The organism is Burkholderia sp. RF2-non_BP3, assembly GCF_001522185.1.
GTDB classification, from domain to species: domain Bacteria; phylum Pseudomonadota; class Gammaproteobacteria; order Burkholderiales; family Burkholderiaceae; genus Burkholderia; species Burkholderia diffusa.
In genome coordinates this window covers 314,616-340,185 of sequence record NZ_LOSU01000036.1, presented here as the reverse complement: position 1 = coordinate 340,185, position 25,570 = coordinate 314,616, and the positions used below count along the sequence as shown (strand labels likewise).

General features: G+C 65.3%; 24 protein-coding genes. 16 read left to right on the top strand and 8 right to left on the bottom strand.

Annotated elements, in window-relative coordinates:
• The first annotated feature begins 30 nt into the window (after positions 1–30).
• Positions 31–441: a transposase gene (locus WS45_RS20840; RefSeq protein WP_059691808.1), complete on the top strand. Its 411-nt coding sequence runs from the start codon at positions 31–33 to the stop codon at positions 439–441.
• Between the two features lie 102 nt (positions 442–543).
• On the opposite strand, the gene WS45_RS20835 is transcribed toward WS45_RS20840, so the two are convergent.
• The 4 genes from WS45_RS20835 to WS45_RS20820 form a co-directional block, all read right to left on the bottom strand.
• A complete protein-coding gene (locus tag WS45_RS20835) occupies positions 544–1,005 on the bottom strand; it encodes a DUF2147 domain-containing protein (protein WP_059701455.1) in 462 nt (153 codons plus the stop codon).
• Between the two features lie 166 nt (positions 1,006–1,171).
• Positions 1,172–2,857 (bottom strand): ShlB/FhaC/HecB family hemolysin secretion/activation protein, encoded by a 1,686-nt coding sequence (locus WS45_RS20830; protein WP_059701453.1) that lies wholly within the window; start codon positions 2,855–2,857, stop codon positions 1,172–1,174.
• Between the two features lie 144 nt (positions 2,858–3,001).
• The gene (locus WS45_RS20825; protein ID WP_059533016.1) at positions 3,002–4,351 is read right to left on the bottom strand and encodes a collagen-like triple helix repeat-containing protein; all 1,350 of its coding nucleotides are present in this window, start codon (positions 4,349–4,351) and stop codon (positions 3,002–3,004) included.
• Between the two features lie 40 nt (positions 4,352–4,391).
• Positions 4,392–6,002 (bottom strand): collagen-like triple helix repeat-containing protein, encoded by a 1,611-nt coding sequence (locus WS45_RS20820; RefSeq protein ID WP_059701451.1) that lies wholly within the window; start codon positions 6,000–6,002, stop codon positions 4,392–4,394.
• Between the two features lie 667 nt (positions 6,003–6,669).
• Here WS45_RS20820 and WS45_RS20815 point away from each other — a divergent pair.
• The 14 genes from WS45_RS20815 (at position 6,670) to WS45_RS20750 (ending at position 20,547) form a co-directional block, all read left to right on the top strand.
• Positions 6,670–6,876 carry a Flp family type IVb pilin gene (locus WS45_RS20815; RefSeq protein ID WP_059533012.1) on the top strand — a complete coding sequence of 69 codons (207 nt, stop codon included), beginning with the start codon at positions 6,670–6,672 and terminating at the stop codon, positions 6,874–6,876.
• A gap of 87 nt (positions 6,877–6,963) precedes the next feature.
• Complete coding sequence (locus tag WS45_RS20810) at positions 6,964–7,464, top strand: A24 family peptidase (protein ID WP_059701449.1); 501 nt, start codon at positions 6,964–6,966, stop codon at positions 7,462–7,464.
• Positions 7,461–7,904 carry a TadE/TadG family type IV pilus assembly protein gene (locus tag WS45_RS20805; protein ID WP_059533005.1) on the top strand — a complete coding sequence of 148 codons (444 nt, stop codon included), beginning with the start codon at positions 7,461–7,463 and terminating at the stop codon, positions 7,902–7,904. The genes WS45_RS20810 and WS45_RS20805 overlap by 4 nt, the downstream gene beginning before the upstream one ends.
• Before the next feature lie 90 nt (positions 7,905–7,994).
• Positions 7,995–8,930 (top strand): Flp pilus assembly protein CpaB, encoded by a 936-nt coding sequence (gene cpaB, locus WS45_RS20800; protein WP_059701447.1) that lies wholly within the window; start codon positions 7,995–7,997, stop codon positions 8,928–8,930.
• Positions 8,931–8,994: 64 nt separating this feature from the next.
• Entirely contained in the window at positions 8,995–10,326 is a 1,332-nt protein-coding gene (locus WS45_RS20795) for a type II and III secretion system protein family protein (protein WP_059701445.1), read from the top strand.
• Between the two features lie 60 nt (positions 10,327–10,386).
• Positions 10,387–11,661 carry a fimbrial protein gene (locus tag WS45_RS20790; protein ID WP_059533120.1) on the top strand — a complete coding sequence of 425 codons (1,275 nt, stop codon included), beginning with the start codon at positions 10,387–10,389 and terminating at the stop codon, positions 11,659–11,661.
• Positions 11,662–11,664: 3 nt separating this feature from the next.
• Positions 11,665–13,032 carry a CpaF family protein gene (locus WS45_RS20785; RefSeq protein ID WP_059701442.1) on the top strand — a complete coding sequence of 456 codons (1,368 nt, stop codon included), beginning with the start codon at positions 11,665–11,667 and terminating at the stop codon, positions 13,030–13,032.
• Positions 13,025–14,017, top strand: coding sequence for a type II secretion system F family protein (locus WS45_RS20780; protein ID WP_059691802.1), 993 nt, complete (start codon positions 13,025–13,027; stop codon positions 14,015–14,017). The genes WS45_RS20785 and WS45_RS20780 overlap by 8 nt, the downstream gene beginning before the upstream one ends.
• Before the next feature lie 4 nt (positions 14,018–14,021).
• On the top strand, positions 14,022–15,017 hold the full coding sequence (locus WS45_RS20775; protein WP_059532990.1) for a type II secretion system F family protein: 996 nt from the start codon (positions 14,022–14,024) through the stop codon (positions 15,015–15,017).
• A gap of 18 nt (positions 15,018–15,035) precedes the next feature.
• A complete protein-coding gene (locus WS45_RS20770; RefSeq protein ID WP_059701440.1) occupies positions 15,036–15,878 on the top strand; it encodes a pilus assembly protein in 843 nt (280 codons plus the stop codon).
• 26 nt (positions 15,879–15,904) lie between these two features.
• Positions 15,905–16,231, top strand: coding sequence for a DUF3613 domain-containing protein (locus WS45_RS20765; RefSeq protein ID WP_059691800.1), 327 nt, complete (start codon positions 15,905–15,907; stop codon positions 16,229–16,231).
• A gap of 11 nt (positions 16,232–16,242) precedes the next feature.
• Positions 16,243–18,282: a pilus assembly protein TadG-related protein gene (locus tag WS45_RS20760; RefSeq protein ID WP_257140570.1), complete on the top strand. Its 2,040-nt coding sequence runs from the start codon at positions 16,243–16,245 to the stop codon at positions 18,280–18,282.
• 110 nt (positions 18,283–18,392) lie between these two features.
• Positions 18,393–19,784 (top strand): sigma 54-interacting transcriptional regulator, encoded by a 1,392-nt coding sequence (locus tag WS45_RS20755; RefSeq protein WP_059532978.1) that lies wholly within the window; start codon positions 18,393–18,395, stop codon positions 19,782–19,784.
• Between the two features lie 55 nt (positions 19,785–19,839).
• Entirely contained in the window at positions 19,840–20,547 is a 708-nt protein-coding gene (locus WS45_RS20750) for a DUF2968 domain-containing protein (protein WP_059701437.1), read from the top strand.
• An 83-nt stretch (positions 20,548–20,630) separates the two neighbouring features.
• Here the strand turns inward: WS45_RS20750 and hfq are convergent, their stop codons facing one another.
• Positions 20,631–21,224: an RNA chaperone Hfq gene (gene hfq, locus WS45_RS20745; protein WP_059701435.1), complete on the bottom strand. Its 594-nt coding sequence runs from the start codon at positions 21,222–21,224 to the stop codon at positions 20,631–20,633.
• A gap of 293 nt (positions 21,225–21,517) precedes the next feature.
• Between hfq and WS45_RS20740 the strand changes: the two genes are divergently transcribed.
• Entirely contained in the window at positions 21,518–21,799 is a 282-nt protein-coding gene (locus tag WS45_RS20740; RefSeq protein WP_059533118.1) for a PXPV repeat protein, read from the top strand.
• Between the two features lie 27 nt (positions 21,800–21,826).
• Here WS45_RS20740 and WS45_RS20735 read toward each other — a convergent pair whose 3' ends face one another.
• The 3 genes from WS45_RS20735 to WS45_RS20725 all read right to left on the bottom strand — a co-directional run bounded on the left by WS45_RS20735 (position 21,827) and on the right by WS45_RS20725 (position 25,528).
• Entirely contained in the window at positions 21,827–22,741 is a 915-nt protein-coding gene (locus tag WS45_RS20735; protein WP_059532969.1) for a DUF1571 domain-containing protein, read from the bottom strand.
• 29 nt (positions 22,742–22,770) lie between these two features.
• On the bottom strand, positions 22,771–24,525 hold the full coding sequence (locus WS45_RS20730) for an AMP-binding protein (RefSeq protein ID WP_059691796.1): 1,755 nt from the start codon (positions 24,523–24,525) through the stop codon (positions 22,771–22,773).
• 184 nt (positions 24,526–24,709) lie between these two features.
• Positions 24,710–25,528, bottom strand: coding sequence for a TetR/AcrR family transcriptional regulator (locus tag WS45_RS20725; RefSeq protein ID WP_059532963.1), 819 nt, complete (start codon positions 25,526–25,528; stop codon positions 24,710–24,712).
• Between the last annotated feature and the right edge of the window lie 42 nt (positions 25,529–25,570).

Here is a 25,570-nt window from a genome sequence, read left to right as displayed (position 1 = left end):
GAGTCATGGTTCCTAAGGCTGGAGATGTCCATGACACCGTATCGCGATCTGACCGACCATGAGTGGCGCTGCGTCGTGCCGCTTCTGCCCGAAATGCAGCCGCGCACCGAGTTGCGCGGCCGTCCGTTGGCCAACACGCGCGCCGTCCTGAACGGCGTACTCTGGGTGATTTACAGCGGCGCGACCTGGTCCGCGATGCCGCGTCGCTACCCGTCGTACCAGACGTGCCATCGCCGCTTCAAGGTGTGGCACGAGACCGGCACGTTGATGCAGGTGATGCGCGAGCTGTATGGCGACGCCGGCGTGAATCTGTGCAAGGAGCTGGCCACGCGGATGCGCAAGCACGCGCAGTCGAAGGCGGCGGAGGTGCGCAGTGCTGCGGCGCCGGCGTATCGTGCACCGGGCGGCTATGCGGCGGATGCGCTGAAGCGTGCGGCATGATGCCGGCCGAATTCATTCGCGCCCGCATCAAAACAAAATCGGCCTGACGACATCGTCGCAGGCCGATTTTTCATTACGTTGCGCGTATCGACGCGCGTCGCGTTATTGCGCGCGAACCCAGGTCTGCGACCGACCGAGCAGCGACACGCCGATATAGCCGCGCACGACGAGCTTCTGGCCGCCGTCTTCCAGCGACATCTTGCACTTGTAGACCTTGCCGTTTTCCGGGTCGAGGATATTGCCGCCGTCCCAGTGGTCGCCGTCCTTCTTCATCGCCTTGATGATCGTCATGCCCTTGATGAGCTGATCCTTGCGCTCGTCCGTGCATGCAGTGCAGCGGCGATCGGGCGTGTCGTTGGCGCCGAGGCCCTTGACGACCTTCCCAGACAGCGAGCCTTCGCCGTCATCGGCGATCTGCACGAGCGCCTTCGGCTGATGCGTGTTGTCGTCGATCGTCTGCCACATGCCGACGGGGCTGTCGGCTTGGGCGAACGTAGGGGCGGCGCTAGCGAGCAGCGCGCTTGCAATGGCCAGCGTGCGCAACGGGCGGGTCAGTTGAATCATCGTCTTCCTCCTTGTTTCATGTCGTATTCGATGCGCTCGCACGACCGTCTGCATGGGGCGGTGGCATGTTGCGAGCTTTGCCAGAATACGTGAAACCGCGCGCTGCGTTTGATAGAGGGGGCTCTAATCCAAACGGCCCGCGCGACGCGGGCTGTTTGGTGACTGATCAATTGAGCTGGTACGAGAACGCGGCATTCACGCGCGGGCTGCGCGATGCGCTTTCAACCGGCGCATCGCCGACCGGCTTCGCGATATTCAGGTCGAGACTGTAGTAACGGCTGTCCGTAAACCGCACGCCGATACCGACCGACGACAGGCGGCTCGGCGACGGCGTGCCGGTATGCAGATACACGCGCGCCATGTCGTACGCGATGTACGGCGTGATGGATTTCATATACGTCCAGCCCGGCGTGAATCCGCGGTTGACCTCCAGCGACATCCCCCAGCCCGAGTCGCCCGACGTTTCGCCGGGCTGATAGCCGAGCGCATAGCGCGTCGAACCGAACGAGATCTGCTCCGACGTCGGCAGCGAGTCGGGGCTGTACTGGCCGGTCAGCGAGACCGACGTGCCGATCTTGAACGGCCATTCGTTGGTCTGCGTGAAGGTTGCGCCGGTGCGCACGAACGTCAGCGAGATCGGGCTGTCCACCGATGTCGTGTTCGAGCCGATCGTGATGTCCTGCGATTTCGACGCGCCGAGAATGTTGAAACCCTTCGCGACGTTGACGCTCAGCTTCTGTACCTGCTTGGCCGACACGCTCGTGTAGTCGAGTTGCATTTGCAACACGCGGACCTGCGAGCGCGTGTCGATGCTGTTGCCGCTGATCTTGTTCTGGTAACGGTCCTCGTTGTGCGACGCATAGCCCGACACGGTGCCGAGCAGGCTGCGCTGGTTGTTCAGCAGCAACGGATAGGATGCCGAAAGACCGAGCTTCTCGTTCTTGACCGTGCGCTCGACGGTCGACGGCAGGCCCGGGTTGTCGGTCGGCTTGCCGCGATACGTGCTGGCGTCGAGGCGTGTGACCAGCCCGCTGCTGCCGACCGGCACCGCGCCGCTGAACGCGACGTAGGTTTGCTTGTCGCGTCCGGGCGGCACCAGCGCGGAAATGCTCAGTTGCTCGCCGAACGACGTGAGGCCGTTCTCCGTCGCGGTGATGAGGCCCTGGACGCCGGGGTGATTGAAGTCGATGCCGGTGCTGATGTTGAATGCCTTGCGGTCGACTGCCAGTTCGAGCGTCGTGGCGCCGTCGGTCGTCTGCGGCGGCGGCACATTGGCCTTCACCGTCACGCCGGGCAGGAGGCCGAACGTGTTCACGTAGCGTTCGAACGTCGCGCGGCGCAGCGGGCGATCGGCCGTGATGTGCGCGGCGATCGCGCGGATTTTCGATTCCATCGCGCCGGGCTTGCCGGTGACCTTGACGTCCGACACATAGCCTTCGACGACCGTGACGCGCACGACGCCGTTCTCGAACGTCTGCGCGGGAATGAACGCGAACGACAACGCATAGCCGCGATCCTGATACAGCTTGGTCACGCCGTTCGCGGTTTCGATCAGCTCGCCGATCGTGATGTCCTTGCCGACGAGCGGCGTGAAGCGACGCGAGATTTCGTCGAAAAGCACCGACTTCACGCCTTCGACCTGGAACGTCGTCGGCGTCAGGTGCCGCGACAGCAACTCCTGCAGTTGCGGTGCCTGCGGCGCGACCTGCACGGTGACGCTCGGGCCTTTCTGCGGTGCGTTGATCTGGGGGAGCGAGTCGAGCGGATTACCTGCCGCGCGCGTCTGTGCATGTGCCGTGCCTGCCGCTGCGATGGTGAGCAGCATCATCCATCTGTCGAGTCTGGATTTCATTGTTCTTCCTCGTAGGCCTTGCTTTTCGTCTTCTTTCTAATGCGGGCGCGCGACACCAGGGTGTCGCGCGCCGCGTGCCGCATTGCCGGTTGTGTTTGTACGGCCGCGCCTCATGCTCCGGCTGCAAAGGCGCGACCGTCCTCCTTACTTGCCAACGCTACCCAGCGTGCCCAGCAACCCCGTTACCGGCGCGAGGAGCCCCGTCGAGCTGCCCGACGATGCCGTCCCCGTCACGCCGCCGACGAGCGACGTGACCGGTGCGAGCGGATTCGACGAAGCCCCGGACCCCGCTGCACCGCCGACTGCTCCGGTGACAGTATTCAGCAAACCGGTGACGGGCGCGAGAGGGTTTGCCCCGCCTGCGCCACCCGTTGCGCCGCCGAGCGTGCCCGTCAGCGTCGACACGAGACCGGTGACCGGCGCGAGCGGGCCGCTGCCCGAGCTGCCCGTTGCGCCACCGACTGCGCCGGTGAGCGAACCGAGCGGCGTCGAACCGAGACCGGACAGCAGGCCGCCGAGCGGGTTCGTCGAGCCGGAGCCCGACGACGAGCCGTTCTGTACGTTAGCCGTCGAGCCGCCGACGAGGCTCGTGATCAGGCCGGGGATCGGCGCCGCGCCGTTCGGCCCGTTCGGGTTCACGAGGCCGCCTGCGTTGGTTACGGTGTTGCCGACCGCGGTGACGAGCTGGCCGACATCGCCGACGAGCGGCTGATTCGACGTGCTGCCGACCTGCTTGCCCGCCGAGCTGATTGCGCCGCCGATCTGGCCCAGCAGGCCCGACACCGGTTGTCCGAGACCCGTGGTCGTGCCGACCTGCTGCGTGACCTGGCCCGCGGTGATCACCAGCGGCGTGATGGCCGAGCTGAGCGGCTGCGTCACTTGCTGCACGGCGCCCGACGACAGCGTCGAGCCGATCGTCGTGCCCGCGGCCGACAGGCCGTTGGCGACCGTGTCGAGCACGGTGCCGACCGGCGTCGTGACGGGGGCGAGCGGTGCGAGCGGACCCGTGCCGAGCGCCTTGACCGTCGAGCTCAGTCCGGACACGGTATTGCTCGTCGCGCCGACGACATTCCCGAGGCCGGCGACCGTCGTGCCGACGGGATCCTTGATCGAGCCGGTCTGTCCGAGCCCGTTGCTCAACGCATCGGCGGCCGCGTTGATGATCGTGCCGGTACTCGAGACGGTGCTGCCGACGCCCTTCGTCACGCCGTCGCCGAGACCCGGCAGACTGACGTTGCCGATCGTGCTGCCGAGATCCGTTGCGGTCTGGCCGACCGTGCTGACAGCGCCCTTGGTGCCGGTGGACGAGCCACTGGTGCCGCTCGTGCCGCTGGTACCGCTCGTGCCGCTGGAGCTGCCGCCGTTGCTGCTGGTCGGCGGCGTGCTGACGCTGTTGCCGCCGCAGGCAGCCAGCAGGCACGCCGCGGCGAAGGCGGTGAGGGGCACGCGCCACTGGCGCAGGACGACCGTCGTGATGGAACGTTGCTGGGACATGATGGACTCCTCGCTGTCTTGTCGATGAATGGATGTTCGATTACTTGCCGTGCGTGCCGCCGAGCAGGCCGCCGATCAGCGACGTGACAGGCGCGAGCAGGTTCGAGCCCGAGCCCGAGTTCGTGACACCGCCCGTGCTGCCGCTCAGTGCCGGTACGCCGACCGTGCTGGTGACGGACGACACGGCGCCCGTCACGGGGGCGAGCGGGTTGCCGGCGCCTGCGCCGCCCGTTGCGCTGCCGAGCGCGCCGGTGACCGTGGAGACCAGGCCCGTGACCGGCGCGAGCGGACCGCTGCTGCCGCCGGCCACGCCGCCGAGTGCGCCCGTGACGGTGGAGACGAGGCCGGTGACCGGCGCGAGCGGGCCGCCGCTGGTGCCGCCCGCGGCACCGCCGAGTGCGCCGGTGACGGTGGAGAGAAGGCCGGTGACCGGCGCGAGCGGACCGCCGCTCGTACCAGCCGTCGCGCCGCCGAGCGCGCCGGTGACGGTCGAGACGAGGCCCGTAACCGGGGCAAGCGGACCGCCGCTGGTGCCGCCCGCTGCACCGCCGAGCGTGCCGGTGACCGTCGTGAGGAGGCCCGTGAGCGGCGCGAGCGGGTTGGTTGCGCCGCTGGTGCCGCCCGTGAACAGGCCGCCGACGGTCTTCACGGTATTGCCGGTCGACGAGACGGTGTTGCCGAGGCCGGTCGTGACGGGGTTGCCGCCCGTCGACGCGATCAGCGCGCCGCCCTGGTTCAGGCCGTTGCCGATCGTGCCGAGCAGCATGTTGAGCGGGGCGCCGAGGCCGGTCGCCGTCCCGATCGTCTGCGTCGTCTGACCGACCATCGTCGTGATCGGCGTGATCGCCGAGCTCACCGTCTGCGTGACCTGCTGGATCGGGCCGGTCGACAATACGTTGGACAGCGTGGTGCCGCCGTTCGATACGGCGTTGCCGACCTGCGTCACGAGGCCGCCGACGGCGCCGGTGACGGGCGCGAGCGGCGACAGCGGGCCGGTGCCGAGACTCGTGACCAGGTTGCCGGTTTGCGTGACGGCGCCGCCGAGCTGGTTCACCACGCCGCCGGTGCTGGCGACCGTGACGCCGATCGGGTCCTTCGTCGCGCCGAGTTGGCCGAGGCCGTTGCCGAGACCATTGCCGAGCGCCGTCACCGCGCCGCCGACGTTCTGCACGATGCCGCCTGCCGCCTGCGTCGTGCCCGGGTTGACGCCGGGCAGCGACTGGCCGGCGATCACGGAGCCGAGGCCGGATACGGTGCCGCCGAGATTCGTGACGAGATTGCTGCTGCTTGCGAGGACGGTTCCCACCGCGTTCGACGACACACCGGAGGTGCCGCTCGTGCCGCTGCTCGTTCCACTCGTGGTGCCGCTGGTGCTGCCGCTCGTCGAACCGCTCGTCGAGCAGCTCGTGCTGCCGCTGGTCGAGCCGCTGGTGCTACCCGACGTGCTGCCGCTCGTCGAACCGGACGTGCCGCCCGAGGTACCGCCGCCCGACGTGGAGACCGAATCGCCACCGCCCGAGCTGGAGCCGCCGCTGAGCCCCTTGCTGATGGAGCCGGAGCCGCCGCACGCGGAGAGGGAAAGCATGGCTGCCACGGTGGCCGCGATCATAGTCGTCCGGAGCGTGCCATGAGGGATAACCTGAATGTCCATTTCGTCCTCGCATTGAAGTTGATGTTGTGTTGAGTGATGCGCGGATTACTCTGCAACTGTCGTGCCATTTCGATGGCCGAGAGTTCGATGATTGGTTTTAAACGAGGCAATTCCTTGTCGGAAAAGGGATTTAGGCAAATTGAAAGATTGTTGAATCTGTTTAAGAGCAGTCAAATGAGAACGGTTTCGGCCGTTTCGTAACGTAACGTCACAACATTGGCGTTACGCGTGCGGCGTAACGTGAGGGGCGGGCAGGGCTGGCGGGCGGTCTGATTGTTTTACTGGTGGATTAGGTGTGCACATCTAACCTATCGTAAATCCTATGTGTAAATCGTACCGAAACACCGTACAAATACGTTGTGCTCCCGGAAAGTTTGTTCGGCCCGGTCTTAAAAGAGGTTGGAAGTTAAATAGGAACGGATATAGAATCCGGAGCAGGTGTAAGGAAATGTACAGTTCGGTACACGACGTTCGAGGAGGGTCACTATCGCGAATGTTAACTTGCATCAAATTGTGATACGCACCCCTCGGGGTGACATATAAAGAAAGCGCACTCGGCTGTCGTTTCACATGTGTAACGAACGGCGCGAGGCAAGGGCCAGATATACGGGGACGCACAACGTATAAAAGGCCAAAGAACGTACACACAGGCACGAGGAATTAAAAAATGAAAGCACTCATCAAGCGCTTCCTTAAGGAAGAAGACGGGGTTACCGCGATCGAGTATGGTCTGATTGCGGGGCTGGTCGCTGTCGCCATCATCGCCGGTGTATCGTCGCTCGGCACCAATCTCAATTCGATGTTCTCGACCATCGGCACGTGCGTCAGCACGGTCGGTAGCTCGGGCACGGCCGCGGCGTGCAAATTGGGTTAAGCAGTCCCAATCATTGTCTTTCGGCGTGATATCGGGCGGCTTGCTGCGGCGAGCCGCTCAACTTATATCCGCGACCGGTCTGGCGCGATGGCATATCTATTTTCTATCGGGGCGTTCCTGGCCTGGGCAGTGCTCGTCACGGCCAGTGATATTCATTCCCGGCGTATTCCGAATTTGCTCGTTGTCGGCGGGTTGGTCGCCGCATTTGCAAGCGCCTTTTACGGTGCAAATCCGTTCGGCATCGGACGCGTCCAGGCGCTGTTCGGCACGTTCGTCGGTCTGGTGGGCCTTCTCCCGTTCTTTTTCCTGGGGGTGATGGGCGCGGCCGACGTGAAGGTGTTTGCCGTCCTCGGCGCGTGGTGCGGCGTTCATGGCCTGATGTGGCTCTGGATCGCCGCAAGCCTTGCGGCGGGGATTCACGCGCTTGCCGTGCTGCTGTTGTCTCGCACGTCGCTCGGTACGTTGTGGCGGCGTGGCGCACCGGCATCGACGATTGGTCGATATCGCGCGACACCTTATGGCGCGTGCCTTGCAATCCCTGCGGCTGTATGGCTCGTCTGCCTCGTCGCGGGGGGGAGCGTGCGATGAAACGGCAGAGAAAGCGGTGCGGATACGGGCGGCAGCGCGGAGCGACCGCAGTCGAATTCGCAATCATATTTCCGCTTTTCTTCGTGATCTGCTACGGGATCATTTGTTTCGGGATGGTTTTCGTGATTCAGCAAAGTTTGACGTTCGCCGCCAGTGAGGGCGCGCGCGCGGCCTTGAATTACGCCCCGGATTTGACGACTCGAACCGCGAAGGCGCAGGCCACCGCGAAAGACGTCGTCGGCTGGCTGAATATCAGCGCGCCGAATGTCGTGGTGAAGGCGCCTGCATGCAAATACGACGCGTCGCTGTATTGCCTGTCGGTAACGGTGAGCTATTCGCCGCAAGCTTGGGTAACGACCATGCCCTTCGTGGGCACCATTCTGACCCAACCGCTGACAAGCACGGCAGTCGTCCAGATTTCGCAGTCGTTGCTTCAATGAGTTGCGCATCGCGACGAGGCGGTTTTTTTGTCGTGTTAATTGTCAGACAAAAAGATTTGCACGGACCTTATCCGGTATCCATACGACAACATGGCCAATAACGTAACGAAGATCATCGCGGGGCTGCTGATCGCGATCGCCGTTCTGCTCGGAATCTATGCATGGATGCTCGGGCGCAGTTCGTCTAGTCCTGTCCCGGCGCAACCGGCAGCGGCCGCGACCCCGGTGCCGGTCGTGGTCGCGACGCGCACGCTGTCGGTCGGTCAGCCGATCGCCGCAGACGCGTTGAAGATTCAGCCGACCGCACCAGCGCCGGCAGGGGCGTTTTCCGATCCGGCCACACTGGTCGGTCGCGTACCGGCGCGCGACATTCCGGCATCGGCGCCCGTCGTCTCGGGCGCACTGGTGTCGGGCCTTGCCGAGGACGTCGAGCCGGGCGAGCGCGCAATCGCGGTTCGCGTCGACGAGACCAATGCGGTCGGCAACCGCCTTCGGCCCGGTAATTTCGTCGACGTGTTCCTGAACCTGAAGCGGGAAGGAGGTGGCGCGATGTTCGACGGTGAAGTCTCGCAGACGCAGGCGCGGCTCCTGATGTCGAAGGTTCGCGTGCTGTCGTTCGGCGACGCGACGCCGGATCGCGACAGCGGCAACAACACGAACGGCAGCAATGGCCAGCCGAGCAACGCGCGCATCGCGGTACTCGCGGTGCCGACCGCGCAGGTCGATGCGCTGACACTCGGCGAGGCGAGCGGCCGGCTGACGCTCGCGCTGCGCAACCCGCGCGACGACGAGCTTGCGACGCAGACGGTGGCGGTGCGCACGGACAACAAGCTGTCGCCGTCGGCGCTTGCCGCGGCCGGCGTATCGCTGCAACAGCTGTCCGGCACGTCGAGGACCGCTGTGGCCAACGTGAACGTGCCGCCGCTGCCGTCGCGCCTGCCGCCTGCGATGCGAGCCGGCGGCAGCGGCAACGGGGGCAGCATCGAGGTGATCCGCGGCGGCCGGTCGGAAACGGTCGCGTATTGAACAACATCGATGGCAATCGATATCGGCGACGACAAGTAAAGGCCGTGCGACGGTCCAACAAACAATGAAAAACACACTGATTGCATTCGCGATTGCGCTCTGGACCCTGACATTCGCCTCCATTGCAAGCGCGAGCGGCACGATCGAGCTCGCCGTCGGCGCGCAGCGGCAGATTTCCGCCAGCCACGCGCTGCAGCGGGTCGCCGTGGGCGATCCGGCAATCGCCGATGTGCTGATCATGAAGGGCAGTCGTTCCGGTTCGGTGTTGCTGACCGCGAAAGCGCCGGGTGCGACGAACGTGATGTTGTGGGAGCGCGGTCGCGACGAGCCGACGGTGTGGAGCGTGGAAGTCGTCGACGCGGCGGCGCAAGCGGTACTCGACGGTTCTACGCCGCAGGTGAAGGCGTACGGCGGGACGTCGGTGCTGCGGGGAACGTCGGCATCGCTCGATGCTCACGAACGGGCCGCGGCGGTCGCCAAAAACATGAGCCCCAAAGGCACGGTGATCGATCGCTCGACGCTGGCCGGCAAGAACGTCGTGCAGGTCGATGTGCGGGTGGTGGAATTCAGCCGTTCGGTGCTCAAGCAGATCGGCTTCAATTTCTTCAAGCAGAGCAACGGCTTTTCGTTCGGTTCGTTCGCACCGGGCGGCGTGCAATCGTATAACGGCGCAGCGGGCCCGGGCACGGGCTCATACATTCCGACGCTTGGCGCGCCGGTCGCGTCAGCGTTCAATCTGGTTGTGAACGCAGCAGGACGAGGCATCTTCGCCGACCTGTCGCTGCTCGAAGCGAACAACATGGCGCGCGTGCTCGCGGAGCCGACGCTCGTCGCGCTGTCCGGTCAGAGCGCCAGCTTCCTCGCGGGCGGCGAGATTCCGGTGCCGGCGCCGCAGGGACTCGGCTCGACCGCGATCCAGTGGAAGCAATACGGCGTCGGGCTGTCGCTGACCCCGACGGTGTTGAGCCCGAGCCGGATCGCGCTGAAGGTCGCACCGGAATCGAGCCAGCTCGATTTCGTGAACAGCGTGACGATCAGCGGCGTCGCCGTGCCGGGGATCACGACGCGTCGTGCCGATACGACGGTCGAACTCGGTGACGGCGAGAGCTTCGTGATCGGCGGCCTGATCGATCGCCAGACATTGTCGAACGTGAGCAAGGTGCCGCTGCTCGGCGACCTGCCGATCATCGGCACGTTCTTCAAGAACCTGAACTACCAGCAGAACGACAAGGAATTGCTGATCATCGTGACACCGCATCTCGTCGCACCGATTGCGAAGGGGGCGGTACTGCCTGCGACGCCCGGCGAGTTGTCGGAGCAGCGTGACGGGCCGGTGTGGCGATCCTATCTGGGCGGTGCGGCGTCGCCGGATGCGGCACCGGGGTTTTCGAAATGAATCTGAAGCATTGCGCGTCGCGGCACATCGCTACGCCATGCGTAATCGGGGGTGTTCGACATGAATGCACGAACCCAATCATTGTGTGAACCCGCCGTGACCGACTACTTCGTTTGTGCGTCGACAAAGGAAGCGCATGTGCGCTGGTTGGCCGATACGCTGGTTTCGGCCGGTGCGGTCGAGGCCGCGTCGCTGGAACCGGGTGTGTTGGCACAGCGCATCACCGGGCTCAATCCGGCCCTCGTGTTCATCGACTTCTCCGAACGCAGCGAAGCGGCGAGCGTCGCCGCGGCCACGGTACGTGCGGCGCATCCGGGATTGCCGATCGTCGCGCTCGGCTCGCTCACCCAGCCGGAGAGCACGCTCGCCGCACTGCGCGCGGGCGTGCGCGACTTCATCGACGTGTCGGCATCGGCCGAGGACGCGCTGCGAACGACGCGTGGCTTGCTGTCCCACGTCGGCGAGCCGACGAGCCGCCACGGCAAGGTCGTCGCGTTGCTCGGCGCGCGCGCGGGCATGGGCGTCAGCACGCTTGCCGCGAATCTCGCGGTCTGGCTGCAGAAGCGGGCGCTCGGCCCGGGCGCGACGGGCGGCCCGGACGGCGGCGTGCCGGCCGGTCGCCAGACCGCGCTGATCGACCTGGGATTGCCTGCCGGCGACGGCGCGCTGTTCCTGAACACGCGCTGCGAATTCCACTTTATCGACGCCGTGCAGAATCTGCGCCGCATCGATCGCACGTTCGTGAACACCGCGCTCACGCGACACCAGAGCGGCGTCGCACTGACGACGCTGCCGCCGGATCTCGGCGGATTGCGCGACGTGTCCTATGCGTCGTGCATCGGATTGCTGAACCGTTTCCGTGCATTCTTCGACCAGCAGGTCGTCGATCTCGGCGGGTTCTCGAATCGGGAGTTCGTCACGCAGATCGCGGCATCGGCCGACGAGGCGTGGCTTGTCTGCGACCAGGGCGTCGCGTCGATCGTTTCGGCCGCCGACCTGCTCACCGGGCTGCGCGATGCGGGCGTCGATACCGATCGCGTCAAGCTCGTGGTCAACCAGTACGATTCCGCGCTGGATCTGATGCCCGGACAGATCGCCGAGCGTCTCGGGTTGTCGCTGGTCGGCACCTTGCCGGCACGTCGCGTCGCGATCGGCCATGCGGCAAACCAGGGGCGGCTCATTATCGACGCGGCGGAGCGCGATCCGTATGTGCGCGCGCTCGAATCCCTCGCCACGCGGCTGCCCGGCGTATCGGGCGTGGCGGGCGCGTCGCGCGCGGCGCCCGGCCTGTCGGCGCTCAAACGCTTCATTCAACCCTCGTCCAAGCGGTCATAACCGATGGCACACGACATTCAATTCGCCGACGGCGCAGCGCCGTTCTCCCAGACGCAGCAATTCCACGACATCAAGAATGCGGCGCACGAGCATCTGCTGACGCGTATCGAGGAACTGGGCGCCGAGTTCGGCCGATGGTCGCGCCAGGCGATCAATCAGTTCGTCGATCTCGAGATCGACAGCTTCGTCCGCCTGCGCCGCATTCCGCTCAACGAGAACGAGGTGCGGGCAATTGCCGAGGCCCTGACGAAGGAACTCGCCGGCTTCGGGCCGATCGAGGATCTGCTCGCGGATCCGGCGGTCGAGGACATCCTGATCAACGGCTACAACGACGTGTACGTGTCGCGGCACGGGATTCTCGCGAAGCTGCCGGTGCGTTTCACCGATAACGCGCACTTGCTGCGGATCGTGCGCCGGATCCTCGCGCCGATCGGGCGTCGTCTCGACGAATCGAACCCGATGGTCGACGCGCGACTGCCCGATGGCGGCCGCGTGAATGTCGTGATCGAGCCGCTGTCGATCGACGGCCCGATCGTGTCGATCCGCAAATTCCGCAAGGATCCGCTCAAGCCCTCGGACCTGCTCGGCAACGGCACGTACAACGACGAGATCGGCGCGCTGCTCGAGGCGGCGGTCGAGGCACGCTGCAACGTGCTCGTGTCGGGCGGCACGAGTTCGGGCAAGACGTCGCTGCTCAACGCGCTCGCATTCCACATTCCGGAGGCCGAGCGCGTCGTGACGATCGAGGATACGGCGGAGCTGTCGCTGAACCACCCGCACGTCGTGCGGCTCGAAAGCCGCCCCGGCGGATTCGACGGCAGCGGTGTCGTGACGATTCGCGACCTGCTGCGCAACACGTTGCGGATGCGTCCGGACCGGATCATCGTCGGCGAAGTGCGCGGCGGTGAAGTGCTCGAAATGCTGCAGGCGATGAACACGGGCCACGACGGCTCGATGGGCACCGTGCACGCGAGCTCGCCGCGCGAGTGCCTGTACCGTCTCGAGATGCTCGCCGGGTTCGCCGGCTTCCAGGGGACCGAGTCGAGCTTGCGTCGCCAGATCGCGAACGCGATCGATTTCATCGTGCAGATCGGCCGGCTGTCGAATGGACGCCGCCGGATTCTGTCGATCACCGAGGTGACCGGCCTGTCCGACAACATCATCGCGACGCAGGAGCTGTATCGCTACGAAGCGCGCGTGACGCCGGAAGGCGAGGAAATCGATCACTGGGAATCGCTCGGCATCCATCCGCATTCGCCGAAGCTCGCGCGCTTCCGCCAGACGCTGACGAACGGCGCAATGGGCGGGGGCGGTTTCGGTGGCGGCTTTGGTGGCGGCGGTTTCGGCCGCGGCGGGGGCTTCAATGTATAGCGCGATGATCTGGGTGCTCGCGGTCGCGATGCTGTGCGTGGCATCGGCTCTGATGCTGTGGCGACATGCGGAAACCCGGCGCGTGCGCACCGATGCGAAGCGCTTCATCGACAGTCGGCTCGAACCTGGCGTGCGCGTGGCGGCACCGGCGGCACGATCGGCGGCATCCGCCGCGTCGCGGGCCGTGCCGTCGTCCGGTGGCGCGCACAATGCCGCGTCTCGTGCTTTCTGGGCGCACTGGTATGCGCTCGCAACGGAGTATCTGACCAACCTCGTGAACCGTGCGGGGATCGAAGGCGCACGCGGCAAGGCGATCGTCGCGCTGGCCGCTCTCGCCGCGGTGGCGGCAATCGCGGGCAGCCGCGGCGGCGTGCTTGCGTGTTTCGCGGCGCTTGCGTGCGGCGGCGCGATCTTCGGCGTCTGGCTCACGTCGCGAATCCAGAAGCGGCGACTGAAAATCGTCCGGCAGATCCCGTCGTTTCTCGACGGGATCGTGCGACTGGTGACGCTCGGCAACAGCGTGCCGGCCGCATTCCAGGCAGCGCTGCTGACGACGGAGGAGCCGCTGCGGGGGTGTCTCGATCACGTGTCCCGGATGCTGCGCTCGGGTGTCGAGATCGATCGCGCGATGCTTCACATCGCCAAGATCTATCGGACCGAGGAGTTCGAATTGCTCGGCTCGGTACTGCGGTTGTCGGTCAAGTACGGTGGTCGCGCGGACGTCATGTTGGAGCGGATGGCCGTCTTCATGCGCGATCTCGAGCAAGCGGAGCGCGAGCTGACCGCGATGTCGGCGGAAACGCGGCTGTCGGCATTCGTGCTCGTGATGTTGCCGATCGGGATCGGCAGCTTTGTCGTGATGACCAACCCGAAATACCTGGAAGGGATGTGGAACGATCCGAGCGGGCAAATGCTCCTCATGTTCGCGTTCCTGGCGCAGGTTGCGGGCAGCGTATGGCTGTATCGAATGGCTCGACTCAGGTGATGCGATGACAGCAACTCAGATCGGATCGGTCGCACTGGCACTTGGCGCGCTGGGCGTGCTGTTGTTTGGAATGATCGCGTTGTTGCGTGCGAGTGCCGCGTCGCGTGCAGAACGTGCGTTGGCCGATGCGCTCGATCAGCGCATGGCGGCGCTGGAGGCAGCCAAGGCGCGGACCGCGGCGGACGAGGTTCCATCCGCGAAACCGGATACGCGCGGGCGCGAGCGCATCGAGCGCATGCTTGCGCGATTCTCGGCAACAGGGATGCGCTGGCTCGATACCGGGTTCGGCAAGCACATCGTCGCGGAAGAGGACCGTCGTCTGCTCGAGCAATGCGGATACGTCGACGCGCGTACGCGCGGGCTGTTTCTGATCGCGCGAATTGCGTGCGGGATCGCATTGCCGTTGCTGTTCGCGATATTCGCGAGCGGACGAACGACGAGAGGATTCTGGATGATCGGCATGTTCGCCGCATTCGGATTCGGTTTCATGTTGCCGAAGCTCTACCTGCAGCGTCGTGCCGCCGCGCGGCGCCAGAGTGTCATCGACGAGCTGCCGTTGCTCGTCGACATGCTGCGCTTGTTGCAGGGCGTCGGATTGTCACTGGATCAAAGCCTGCAGGTCGTGACGAACGATTTCCGCGGGATGATGCCGGTGCTGTCGTCGGAGGTCGGAATCGCGCAGCGTCAATTCGCAGCGGGCCGCACGCGCGAGCAGTCGATGCAACGGTTGTCGAGCGGATTCGACAACGAGGACTTGCGCGCGATCGCGCGGCTGATGGTGCAGGTCGACAAGCACGGCGGCGCGGTTCAGGAGCCGCTCAAGCAGTTCGGCGACCGGCTTCGGGAAACGCGCCGCGCGATGCTGCGCGACCGGATCGGTCGGCTGACCGTAAAGATGACCGGTGTGATGGTGGTGACATTGCTGCCCGCACTGCTGATCGTGACGGCCGGACCGGGGTTGTTGGCCGTGATGCGTGCGTTGACGGCGCATCATCATTGACGGACGGAAGGAAAGACGATGAAGCGGATCGGCGGAATGGCGAGGCACGCTGGCGTGGTGGCGGTGGTGGTGCTGCTCGGCGCATGTGCGACCAAGGAGGGCGGGTACGGCGTGAACGCGCAGGCAGAACGCGCGGCGCTGATTCAGGCGGCCGACCAGAAGCAGGCGGTGCCGGATACGCCTGCGATGTATCTCGGTCTGATCCAGCGGATGCAGGCGCAGGGCCTCTATTACGCGTCGCTCGCGCACATCGACGCTTACGACAAGGCCTACGGCGTGTCGCCGGACACGATTCTGCTGCGCGCGGACGCGCTGCGGATGACCGACCAGCCGGCTGCCGGCGCGGCTGCGTATACGCAGTTGCTGAAGACGCCGCTCGCGTCGCGTGGTTACCGCGGGCTGGGGTTGATTGCCGGTGCGGCCGGCGATTTCGGTCTGGCTGTACAGGCACTGACGCAGGCGTCGGAGCTTGCGCCGACCGACGCGTCGCTGCTGTCCGATCTCGCTTATGCGAAATTGCGTAACGGCGATGTGGTCGGCGCGCGGGTGCCGTTGATGAAGGCAGCGGAGCTGGATCAACGCAATCCGAAGATCGTCAGCAACCTCGCACTGTATCTGCTCGCGTCCGGGCGCACGCAGGATGCGCAGCGACTGATGAATCAGCAGCGTCTACCGGCGGATATCCGCAAGGACATCATTGGCGATGCCGCAAAGATTACGGCCGCGGCGCGTGCACAGCAGCGTGCGGTCGCGACGCCGCCGGTGGTGTCGCGGCACGCCGCGAGCGCGCCGATCACGCCGATGGCGAACAATTTCGGCTATGACCAGACCGTGCCGCTGCTGCAACGGTTTGCACAATGAACAGAACGAACAGGCGGGGGAACGACATGAACAACAATGATCGTCGGAACATGCATGCGGGGCGCGTTGCGATGCTGGCGGCGGTTGCCTGCATGGCGCTGGGAACCGTCACCGCATACGCACAGCAGGATGCGGCACCGGTGGCGTCCGACGTGGGGCGCTCGACCAGGGACTGGCTCACGATGCAGGGCGAAAATCGGGCGGCAGCGCCGACGCAACCGTTGCTTGGCGACGTCGCGTCGTTGATCTACCAGCGCTATCTCGATTCGTTCAAGAACAAGATTCCTGAGTCGATGAGCACGCAGCTCGGTTCGTCAGGTGGCATGTCGGGTAACGGACAGGGTGCGCAGTAAGCGAAATGGCGATGCGCGCGGATCAATCACGGGTGGGGCGGCGACACGGTACTGACGGGCCGGCGGGGCAGCGTCAGCGCGGCTCCATCGCGATCATGGCGGCGATCTGGCTGTCGGTTGCCGTCATCGTGCTCAGCGGGATCGACATCGGCCGCTTTTATTCCGAACGACGCCATATGCAGGCGGCTGCCGATCTGGCCGCGCTCTCGTCGGTCATGAAAGCCAGCGCGGATACGACCTGTTCGGCGGCGAAGACGGCGGCCCAGCAGGTCGCCAGCCCTTCGGCGAATTCCGTACCGGCAAACGCCACCATTTCCGTGACGTGCGGCGTGTGGACTGCGCCTCAAACCAGTGGCGGTGCCGCGCTGTTTACGCCGACCGCGGGCGACCCGATCAACGGTCAATGCGGCGGCTTGTCGGCAGGGCCGGCCGGATCAACGACCGGACAGTCGGCCAACGCCGTGTGCGTGAGCGTTTCCGAACCGGTGACAGGCTTTTTCCGCGGCGGAAAGTCGATCGGTGCGTCGGCCATGGCGAAGAGCACGCCGACCGATACCTTTACGCTGACCACGTCGCTCGCCGCATTGAATGGCGGGCTGGCCAATCAATTGCTCCAGACGCTGACCGGTTCGCCCAAAACGTTGAGCCTCAATGCTGTCGATTATCAGGGGCTGGCGCAGGTCAACCTGAAGCTGGCGGGCATTCTCGCCAATTTGCCGGTCGGCTCGAGCACGGCCGTACTGAACGGCTCCGTGACCCTTGGTCAGTTGGCCAACGCGGTGGTGCAGGCGGCGACCCAACAGAACCTCGTGGGCGCGAACCTGAACGTGCTGAATGCGATCGTCGTCGCGCTTTGTTCCGGCAGTGTCTGCGGCGGGCCGCAGATCGCGCTTAACCAGCTGGTTTCGGCCGCGGTGGCCAACGGCAGCTCTGCAGTCGATGCCAGCGTCAACGCGCTCGGACTGTTGTCGACCGCGCTTCAGGTCGCGAACGGCACGAATGCCGTTGCCATCCCGAGCATCACGGTCCAGACGCCGACCGCGCTCGCGCCGCTGCTGAACGCGACGGTGTCGGGTTCCGTATCACTCGCCGGAACGCCGCCGGCCACCGCAAGCGGACCGCCCGGGCCGTCGAATTGCGGGACGTCGAATTGCTTGACCAATACGTCGACAGCGCAGGGGAACGTGTTCCTGAATACGTCGATATCGCTGCTGTCGACGTGCTCGAACGGATCCCTTGTCTATCCGGGAGGCACCTGTCCGTCAGGCAATGCGACGCCGCTGGCCGCCGTGCGACTGCCGATTACCGCGTATGTCGCGCCGGCGAAGGCCGGGCTCGCCTCCGTCACCTGTTCCGCGAACGGCACGAAGAGCGCGACGGTGAACGTGCAGACCGGCGTGGTCGCCGTTTATATCGGTGGGACGGCGAATACGCCGATCAACCTCAATGCGTCCAGCGGTTATGTTCCGAACGGCGGCGCATCGCCGATCACGTTGGTGTCCGTCAACTTGCAGAGCCTGCTGAATCTGCTCAACCTCGGCGGCTTGACATCGGCGCTGACAACCTTGCTCAGCGTCGCCACGCTCGGGCTCCTCAACGTGAACGACATCTCGGTCAACGTCAATTTGCAGCCCGGCCAGTTGACGGTTCCGGTCGCCAATCAAAATCCGACGTCGCTGGTGTTCACCTATCCTGGGCCTGGATCATCCGCGTCGCCGAGTCCGGCATCGCCGTACATGCTTTCCGTGGGAACCGATCAGTTCCTGTCGCCCGCGGTTCAGGGTATCGCCAACGGTGGCCTGACGCTGTCACTGTCTGCCCCACAGGGCAGTCTGGCAGGATTGCTGGCCGGTATATTGAATCCGGTGGTGAGCCTCATCACCGGGCCGCTTCTGACCGCACTGGCGAGCACACTCGTTCCGCTCCTGCTGCAACCGATCGATTCGCTGCTGACTTCGGTCACCGGCTTGCTCGGCTTGAGTCTGGGGAACGCCTATGTCACAAATACACCGGACTCGATCAAATGCGGCAATCCGATGCTCGTGCAATGAAAACCGCGGCGTCCACTTGCGTCGGGAGCGCGGGCAGCGCTTCGGCCCATGCCCCGCGCCTGACCCGCAGTGCCGCATCACTCGTCAATAACCGTAGCCGCACCTGAATCATGAGAACCACCTCCGCAATCGCAGAACTCGACCTGTACGTCTGGGAAGGCAAGGCGGACATCGTCGACCGCGTTGCCCGCTGCATGGCGAGCTTCGACGTCGAAGTGATCCGCGCCGACAATGCGGAAATCTCGCCGGAGCGCGCCGCGTTGCGGCCGTCGCTCGCGATCATCAGCGTGACGATGATCGAAACCGGCGCGGCATTCCTGCGCGACTGGCAGGCCAACATCGGCATGCCGGTCGTCTGGGTCGGCGCGGCGCGCGACCACGACGCGTCGCAGTATCCGCCCGACTATTCGCACATCCTGCCGCTCGACTTCACCTGCGCCGAACTGCGCGGGATGATCGGCAAGCTCGTCACGCAGCTGCGCGCGCACGCGGCCGATACGCTGCAGCCGTCCGAACTCGTCGCGCACTCGGAGTCGATGCAGGCGCTGCTGCACGAGGTCGATACGTTCGCCGACTGCGACACCAACGTGTTGCTGCACGGCGAAACCGGCGTCGGCAAGGAACGTATCGCGCAATTGCTCCACGAAAAGCATTCGCGCTACCGGACCGGCGAATTCGTGCCGGTCAACTGCGGCGCGATTCCGGATGGCTTGTTCGAATCGCTGTTCTTCGGTCACGCGAAAGGCTCGTTCACCGGCGCGGTTGTTGCGCATAAAGGCTATTTCGAGCAGGCGGCGGGCGGCACGTTGTTCCTCGACGAAGTCGGCGACCTGCCTTTGTATCAGCAGGTCAAGCTGCTGCGCGTGCTGGAGGACGGCGCCGTGCTGCGGGTCGGCGCGACGACGCCGATCAAGGTCGATTTCCGTCTCGTCGCGGCCAGCAACAAGAAGCTGCCGCAGCTTGTGAAGGATGGCCTGTTCCGCGCGGATCTTTACTATCGGCTCGCGGTGATCGAGCTCAGCATTCCGTCGCTGGAAGAGCGGGGCGCGGTCGACAAGATCGCGCTGTTCAAGTCGTTCGTCGCGGAGGTGGTGGGCGACGAGCGGCTCGCGCAATTGTCCGACCTGCCTTACTGGCTCGCGGACGCGGTAGCGGACAGCTATTTCCCCGGCAACGTGCGCGAACTGCGCAACCTTGCGGAGCGCGTCGGGGTGACGGTGCGGCAAACGGGCGGCTGGGATGCCGCGCGACTGCAGCGGCTGGTCGCGCATGCACGCAATTCGGCGCAGCCGGTGCCGGTGGAGAGCGCGGCGGAGGTCTTCGTCGACCGCAGCAAGTGGGACATGAACGAGCGCAGCCGCGTGATCGCCGCCCTCGACGCAAACGGTTGGCGGCGTCAGGATACGGCGCAGCAGCTCGGCATCAGCCGGAAAGTCCTGTGGGAAAAGATGCGCAAGTATCAGATATTCGACGAAGAGCCCGAGACTCGCGAAAGCGAATAATTAATGAGATAAAATCGCGCTGAATTACAACGACACGGGCGGGGAATCGAAATTCATGAGCCATATGACGGGGTTGGGGCGGGCGTGTGTGTTGCTCGCCATGATGGGAGGCATGCAGGGCGCGTTCGCGCAGGGGTTGGCCGGCAATGCATCGCCGGCGGTGCAGCAGGCGTCGGCGCCGGTGGCGGCAATTCCGGTGATCGATCAGCAGGTTCAGACGTCGGTACAGCCGCAGGCGGGCGAGACGACCGGGCAGAGCACGGTCGACGAACTGCAGCGCCAGATCCAGGCGCATTCGCTGACGGAAATGCGCACCAGCTATAACGGCAGCTACGGCGCGAGCCTGCTGTTCAGCGTGAAGGACGGTTCCTATTTCGTCGCGCTGTTCCAGCAGAAGGCGTTCTGGCGGGTGATCAAGACTTACGACGAAACGCGGGCCGAGACGATCTATCGCGATTTCTCGCGTCAGGCGGAACGGCTGGCCGTCAACGAACTGCGTGCGGCGAAGCTGGAATCGCAAAAGGCGCAGATGGACCGGCAGATCGAAGTCACGCAGGAACGGGCGCGGCGTCTGCAGGCGGACATCTCGATCGCACGCGAGCAGCAGGCAGCGGTCGCGGATCGCCAGAAGAGCGTCCGCACCGAAACGGCGGCGTTGCAGGCGCAACAGGCGCAGCTTCAGTCGCAACTGCGCGCATTGCAGCAGCAGGTGCGTTCGCTGCAGCGCGAGGCCGACGCAGGCTTGCCGACGACGGCGCACTGAGCGATCACGGCACGGCCGGTGCGGCGACATGCCGCGCCGACCCACCAGAAAAAAGGGCAAGCCACTTGGCTTGCCCTTTCGTTTTACTGGCCGTCCGGCACGATTCGCCGGCGGCGCGTGACGATCACCGGCCCGTTGCCGCCGCGTGCGTCGGACGGCGACGTGTTGCCCGATGCGTCGCCGGCGTCGCGCGGTGCGCCGTAGCTTTCGCGCGGGGCGCTGTAGCCTTCGCGGGGTTCGCGCGGCGCGCCATAACCCTCGCGCGGTTCGCGCGAGCCATAGCCTTCGCGCGGTTCACGGGAACCGTAACCTTCACGCGGTTCGCGCGAACCGTAGCCGCCGCCGTCGCCGCGCGATTCGCGGGCGCCGCCGTGCGAGCCGTACGGGCTGTGGCCGCCGCCTTCGCGGCCGCCCGGCCGACCGCCGGTACGCGGGCCGCGGGGGCCGCCGCCGCCCGGGCGCGAGCCGCCCGTGTCGAGCTGGATCGTGGAAATCGCACGCTTGTAGATGCCTTGCAGACCCACGGGGGTGCGCAGCATCACCAGGTACTGGTCGAACGACTCGATACACCCCGTCAGACGAATGCCGTTGACGAGATAGATTTCAACACGCTTACGTTCCTTGCGCGCCGAATTGATGAAGTCGTTTTGCGGATGGGATTCTGCGGGATTGGCCATTGAGGTGCGGCAGGAGCCTGCGTCAGAGAATATGTTGTGCGTGTGTGGCGTGGTTGCCCACCAAGTGTTTGGCGGGATTTTACCCTGTTCGTTCCACCAGTGCGCAGTCGCGATTGTGTCGAACCGTAACCCACTATAGACGTTCCCGTGCATTTTCGCGATTCGGTCGAATGGCTAACGCCGTTTCGTTACGTCGCGTTACGACTCTCGCAACGGCGTAGCACCTGGCGGCGCGCGGCGCGATTACATTCGACGCGCGTGCCGGGCTGGCCGGCGGATCCGGGAAGGGGAACATGAACAAGAGGGGATTGGCGGTGTGGATCGGGAGTGTGGCGTTGCTCGCTTCCGGCAGTGCAATGGCGGGACACGTCGACCTGTCGGTGGGCATCGGCGTGCCGGTCGCGCCGGTCTATGTCGAGCCGGCACCGGTCTATGTGGCGCCGCAGCCGGCGGTGGTCGCCTATCCGGGTTACGGATACGGCTACTACGGCGAAGAGGACGACGACGGTTACCGGAAATGGCGCAAGCACTATTACAAGCATTGGCGCAAGCATCACGACGATGACGACGATTGAGCGCGACCTGCGCGGCGCCGGTGACGTTCAGAACGCGTAATCCGGATTCTTCGGGTCGAACGCGGATTCGTCGAGCGTCACCGGCGCGATTTTCTCGATGACGATCCGTTCGAAGATCTTGCCGTCGTTGTCATACGATTCGACGGTCCTGAAGTACGGCGCGTGCAGGTCGAGCCCGAGGGTTTCCTTCTTCGCGTAGAACTGCGGGCGGCCGGTCGGCGTCTCGTAGGTGAGCGCGACGACGCGCACGCCGCCGATCGTCTTCGCTTCCACCTGCGTCGGCCGCTGCACGCCGGCTTCCTGGTATTTCTTTCCTTCGGTCAGGTACAGGTTCGTGATGAACTCGGTGCCGAGATCCTTCACCTGGTGATTCGACTGTGCGCGTGCGAGTGCGCCGTCGAGCGCCGTCCACAGCGGAATCTTGCCGAGCAGGCCGCCGAGATGGCCGTACATCTCGTCCTTGCGCTGGGTCGTGTCGTAGATCGTCTCCTGTCCGGCATGCGCGCCGCCCGGTAGCCATTTCGCATACACCCGCAACGGTTCGCGGGTCGTCTTCACGAGCATGCGGTCGGGCGTGTCGGACCATTTCCCGCTGATGCGCTCCTGGCGCACCATCGTGAACTGGTACGACGGATAGCCATTGGGACCGTTGCGGATATAGAGCGGGACGGCGAGCGGATCGAGGGTCTTGAACAGCGCCGTGAGCGTCGCGTCGTCAAGTTGTGCGAGCGCGCCGCGCTGTGCGGCCGTGCGCAGCCAGCGCGCCTGCTGCGCGACCGGCTCGCGCGTGACCTTCGCCAGGTCCGCCGGCAGTGCGGCCTCCTGGGCCGCGCTTGCGGCGGCGGCGGTTTCCTGCGCATGCAGGCCGGCTTGCGCGAGCGACAACAAGCACGCGACGGCCGCGGCGGCGTGCCGCGTGCGGCGCTTCGTTCCTTCGTTCATCGACAGCGTCTCCCGGGGCGATGGATCGTTCAGCCTTGCTTCGCGGCCTTGAGCTTGGCGAGTTCCTCGTCGCGCAGCGCGCGGCGCAGGATCTTGCCGACGTTCGTCTGCGGCAGCGCGTCGCGGAATTCGACGAACTTCGGCATCTTGTAACCGGTCAGGTTTTTGCGGCAATGCGCGAGCACGTCGTCGACCGTCAGCGTCGGGTCGCGGCGCACGACGAAGACCTTGATCCGTTCGCCCTGGACTTCATCCGGGATGCCGATCGCGGCGGCTTCGCTGATGCCCGGATGCATGACCAGCACTTCCTCGATCTCGTTCGGATACACGTTGAAGCCCGAGACGAGGATCATGTCCTTCTTGCGGTCGATCAGGCGGATGAAGCCGCGCTCGTCCATCACGCCGATGTCGCCGGTGCCGAGCCAGCCGTCGGCGTCGATCACCTTCGCCGTCTCGTCGGGCCGCTGCCAGTAGCCGCGCATCACCTGCGGGCCGTGCACGCACAGCTCGCCCGGCTCGCCGACGGCGGCCCAGGTGCCGTCCTCGCGCCGGAAGCGCACGAGCGTCGACGGGGCGGGCAGGCCGATCGAGCCGCTGAACGCGGCCATGTCGGTCAGATCCACCGGATTCATCGTGACGATCGGCGAGCATTCGGTGAGCCCGTAGCCTTCGACGACCGGCCGCCCCGTGACCTCCTGAAAGCGCTCCGCGACCGCGCGCTGCATCGCCATGCCGCCCGCCATCGCGAGCTTGAGCTTCGAGAAGTCGCGCTTGCGGAATTCCTCGTTGTCGAGGAACGCGTTGTACAGCGTGTTGATCCCGGTGATTCCGGTGAACGTTTCGTTGCGGATGATCTTCATCACCATGTTCATGTCGCGCGGATTCGCGATCAGGATGTTGCGCCCGCCGAGCCCCATGAAGATGAACGCGTTCACCGTCAGCGAATAGATGTGATAAAGCGGCAGCGGCGTCAGCACGGTCTCGACGTCGCCCGAGACCTGGTCGGCGATCCACGCCTTGGCCTGCAGCAGATTCGCGATCAGGTTGCCGTGCGTGAGCATCGCGCCTTTCGCGACGCCGGTCGTGCCGCCCGTGTATTGCAGGAACGCGAGATCGTCGCGCGTCGTCTGCACCGGTTGCGGTTTGCCGCGTGCGCCGAGCGCGAGGGCGGCGCGCAGCCGGATCGCCTGCGGCAGGCTGTAGGCCGGCACGAGCTTCTTCACGTGCTTCAGCACGAAATTGATCAGGCGTCCTTTTGCATTGAAGCCGTCGGCGAGCAGGTCGCCGAGCGCGGTGACGACGATGTTCTTCACCTGCGTTTCCGGCAACGCGTCCTGCAGCGTGCGCGCGAAGTTCTCGAATACGACGATCGTCTGCGCGCCGCTGTCCTTCAGTTGGTGCGCGAGTTCGCGCGCGGTATAGAGCGGGTTGACGTTGACGACGATCGCGCCGGCCTTCAGTGTTCCGAACAGCGCGACCGGGTACTGGAACGTATTCGGCAGCATGATGGCGACGCGGTCGCCCGGCTTCACGCCGGTGCTTTGCAGATACGACGCGAATGCATCGACTTTTTGCGCGAGCGTGCGATAGGTCATCGATGCGCCTGCGCTCACGTAGGCGACGCGCTCGGCGAAGCGCGTCGTGCATTCGTCGAAGAATTGCACGAGCGATGCGTATTGCGTGACGTCGATTTCGTGCGGCACGCCGGGCGGATACGAGGCGTACCAGATGCCGTCGGTGTTCGGCGGGAGTTGGGCCGCTGCGGTTGCTGCGGATGAGGACATGATGTGTCTCCGGTGTCGACGAGCGTTAGCGCTTCAGCGCTTACGCTCGTCCCATGCTTTTTCGTCGACGCGCGCAAGCCAGACTTGGCTCCCGCCGCATGACATTCGTTCGGCCCGGGCCAGCGTGTCAACGCCGGCCCGGGCCGCCAAAATCGTGAATCGCCGCCTGCGCGGCCTCGTGCGATCAGCTCGCCGAATGCACCGTCGCCGGATCGGCGGCCGGCGCGCTCGAGGGCAGCCCGAACGCCTCGCTCGCACCCGCATCGTCGAGCACGGCCGCGAAGATCGACAGCTGCGCGCTGTCTGGCATCGGCGCCTTCAGCGCGGCGACGATCAGCGAGGACAACCGCGCGATCATCTGCACGTCGTTCATCGTGCGGCCTTGCGAGAATTCGTCGATGAGGCTTTCGGTTTCGGCCCCGGCCAGCGCGCCGGACAGCGCACCGATCGCGAAGTGCAGCCGCCAGCCGAGCTCCGTGCGCGGCAGGTGCGGCAGCGCGCGCTGGAATGCGTCGAAGAAGCGGCCCGCGACGCTCGCGTAGTGCGCGGTCAGGAAGTTGCGCACGAACGGCGACGGGTCGGTGTACGCGCGGCCGATCAGCCGCAGGAACGCGGGGCCGCCGCGCTCGGGGTCGCGCGACGCCTTCAGCGCGGGAATGAACATCGCGCCGAGCACGTGCTCGCAGGTGATGTGTGCACCGAGCTGCGCATCGAAGCGGTCGAGAATGCCGAGACGTTCCTGGTTGAGCTGATCGAGCCGACGCGACAGCATCGCGTGGATCAACGCTTCCTTGCTGCCGAAGTGGTAGTTGACCGCGGCGAGGTTCACCGCCGCGCGCGACGTGATCTGCCGCATCGACATCGCTTCGAAGCCATGTTCGATGAACAGGTCCTCGGCCGCATCGAGAATGCGCGCCTTCGTCCCGCCGGTCTGCCGATTTCCGGATGACCGCGTCCCGGACGGCCGTCCCGCCGACGGTCGCCCCTCCTGACTGACTGCCATGTCCCGCCTCCCAATGCCGGTCGCCCGGCCGCGAACAGGTGA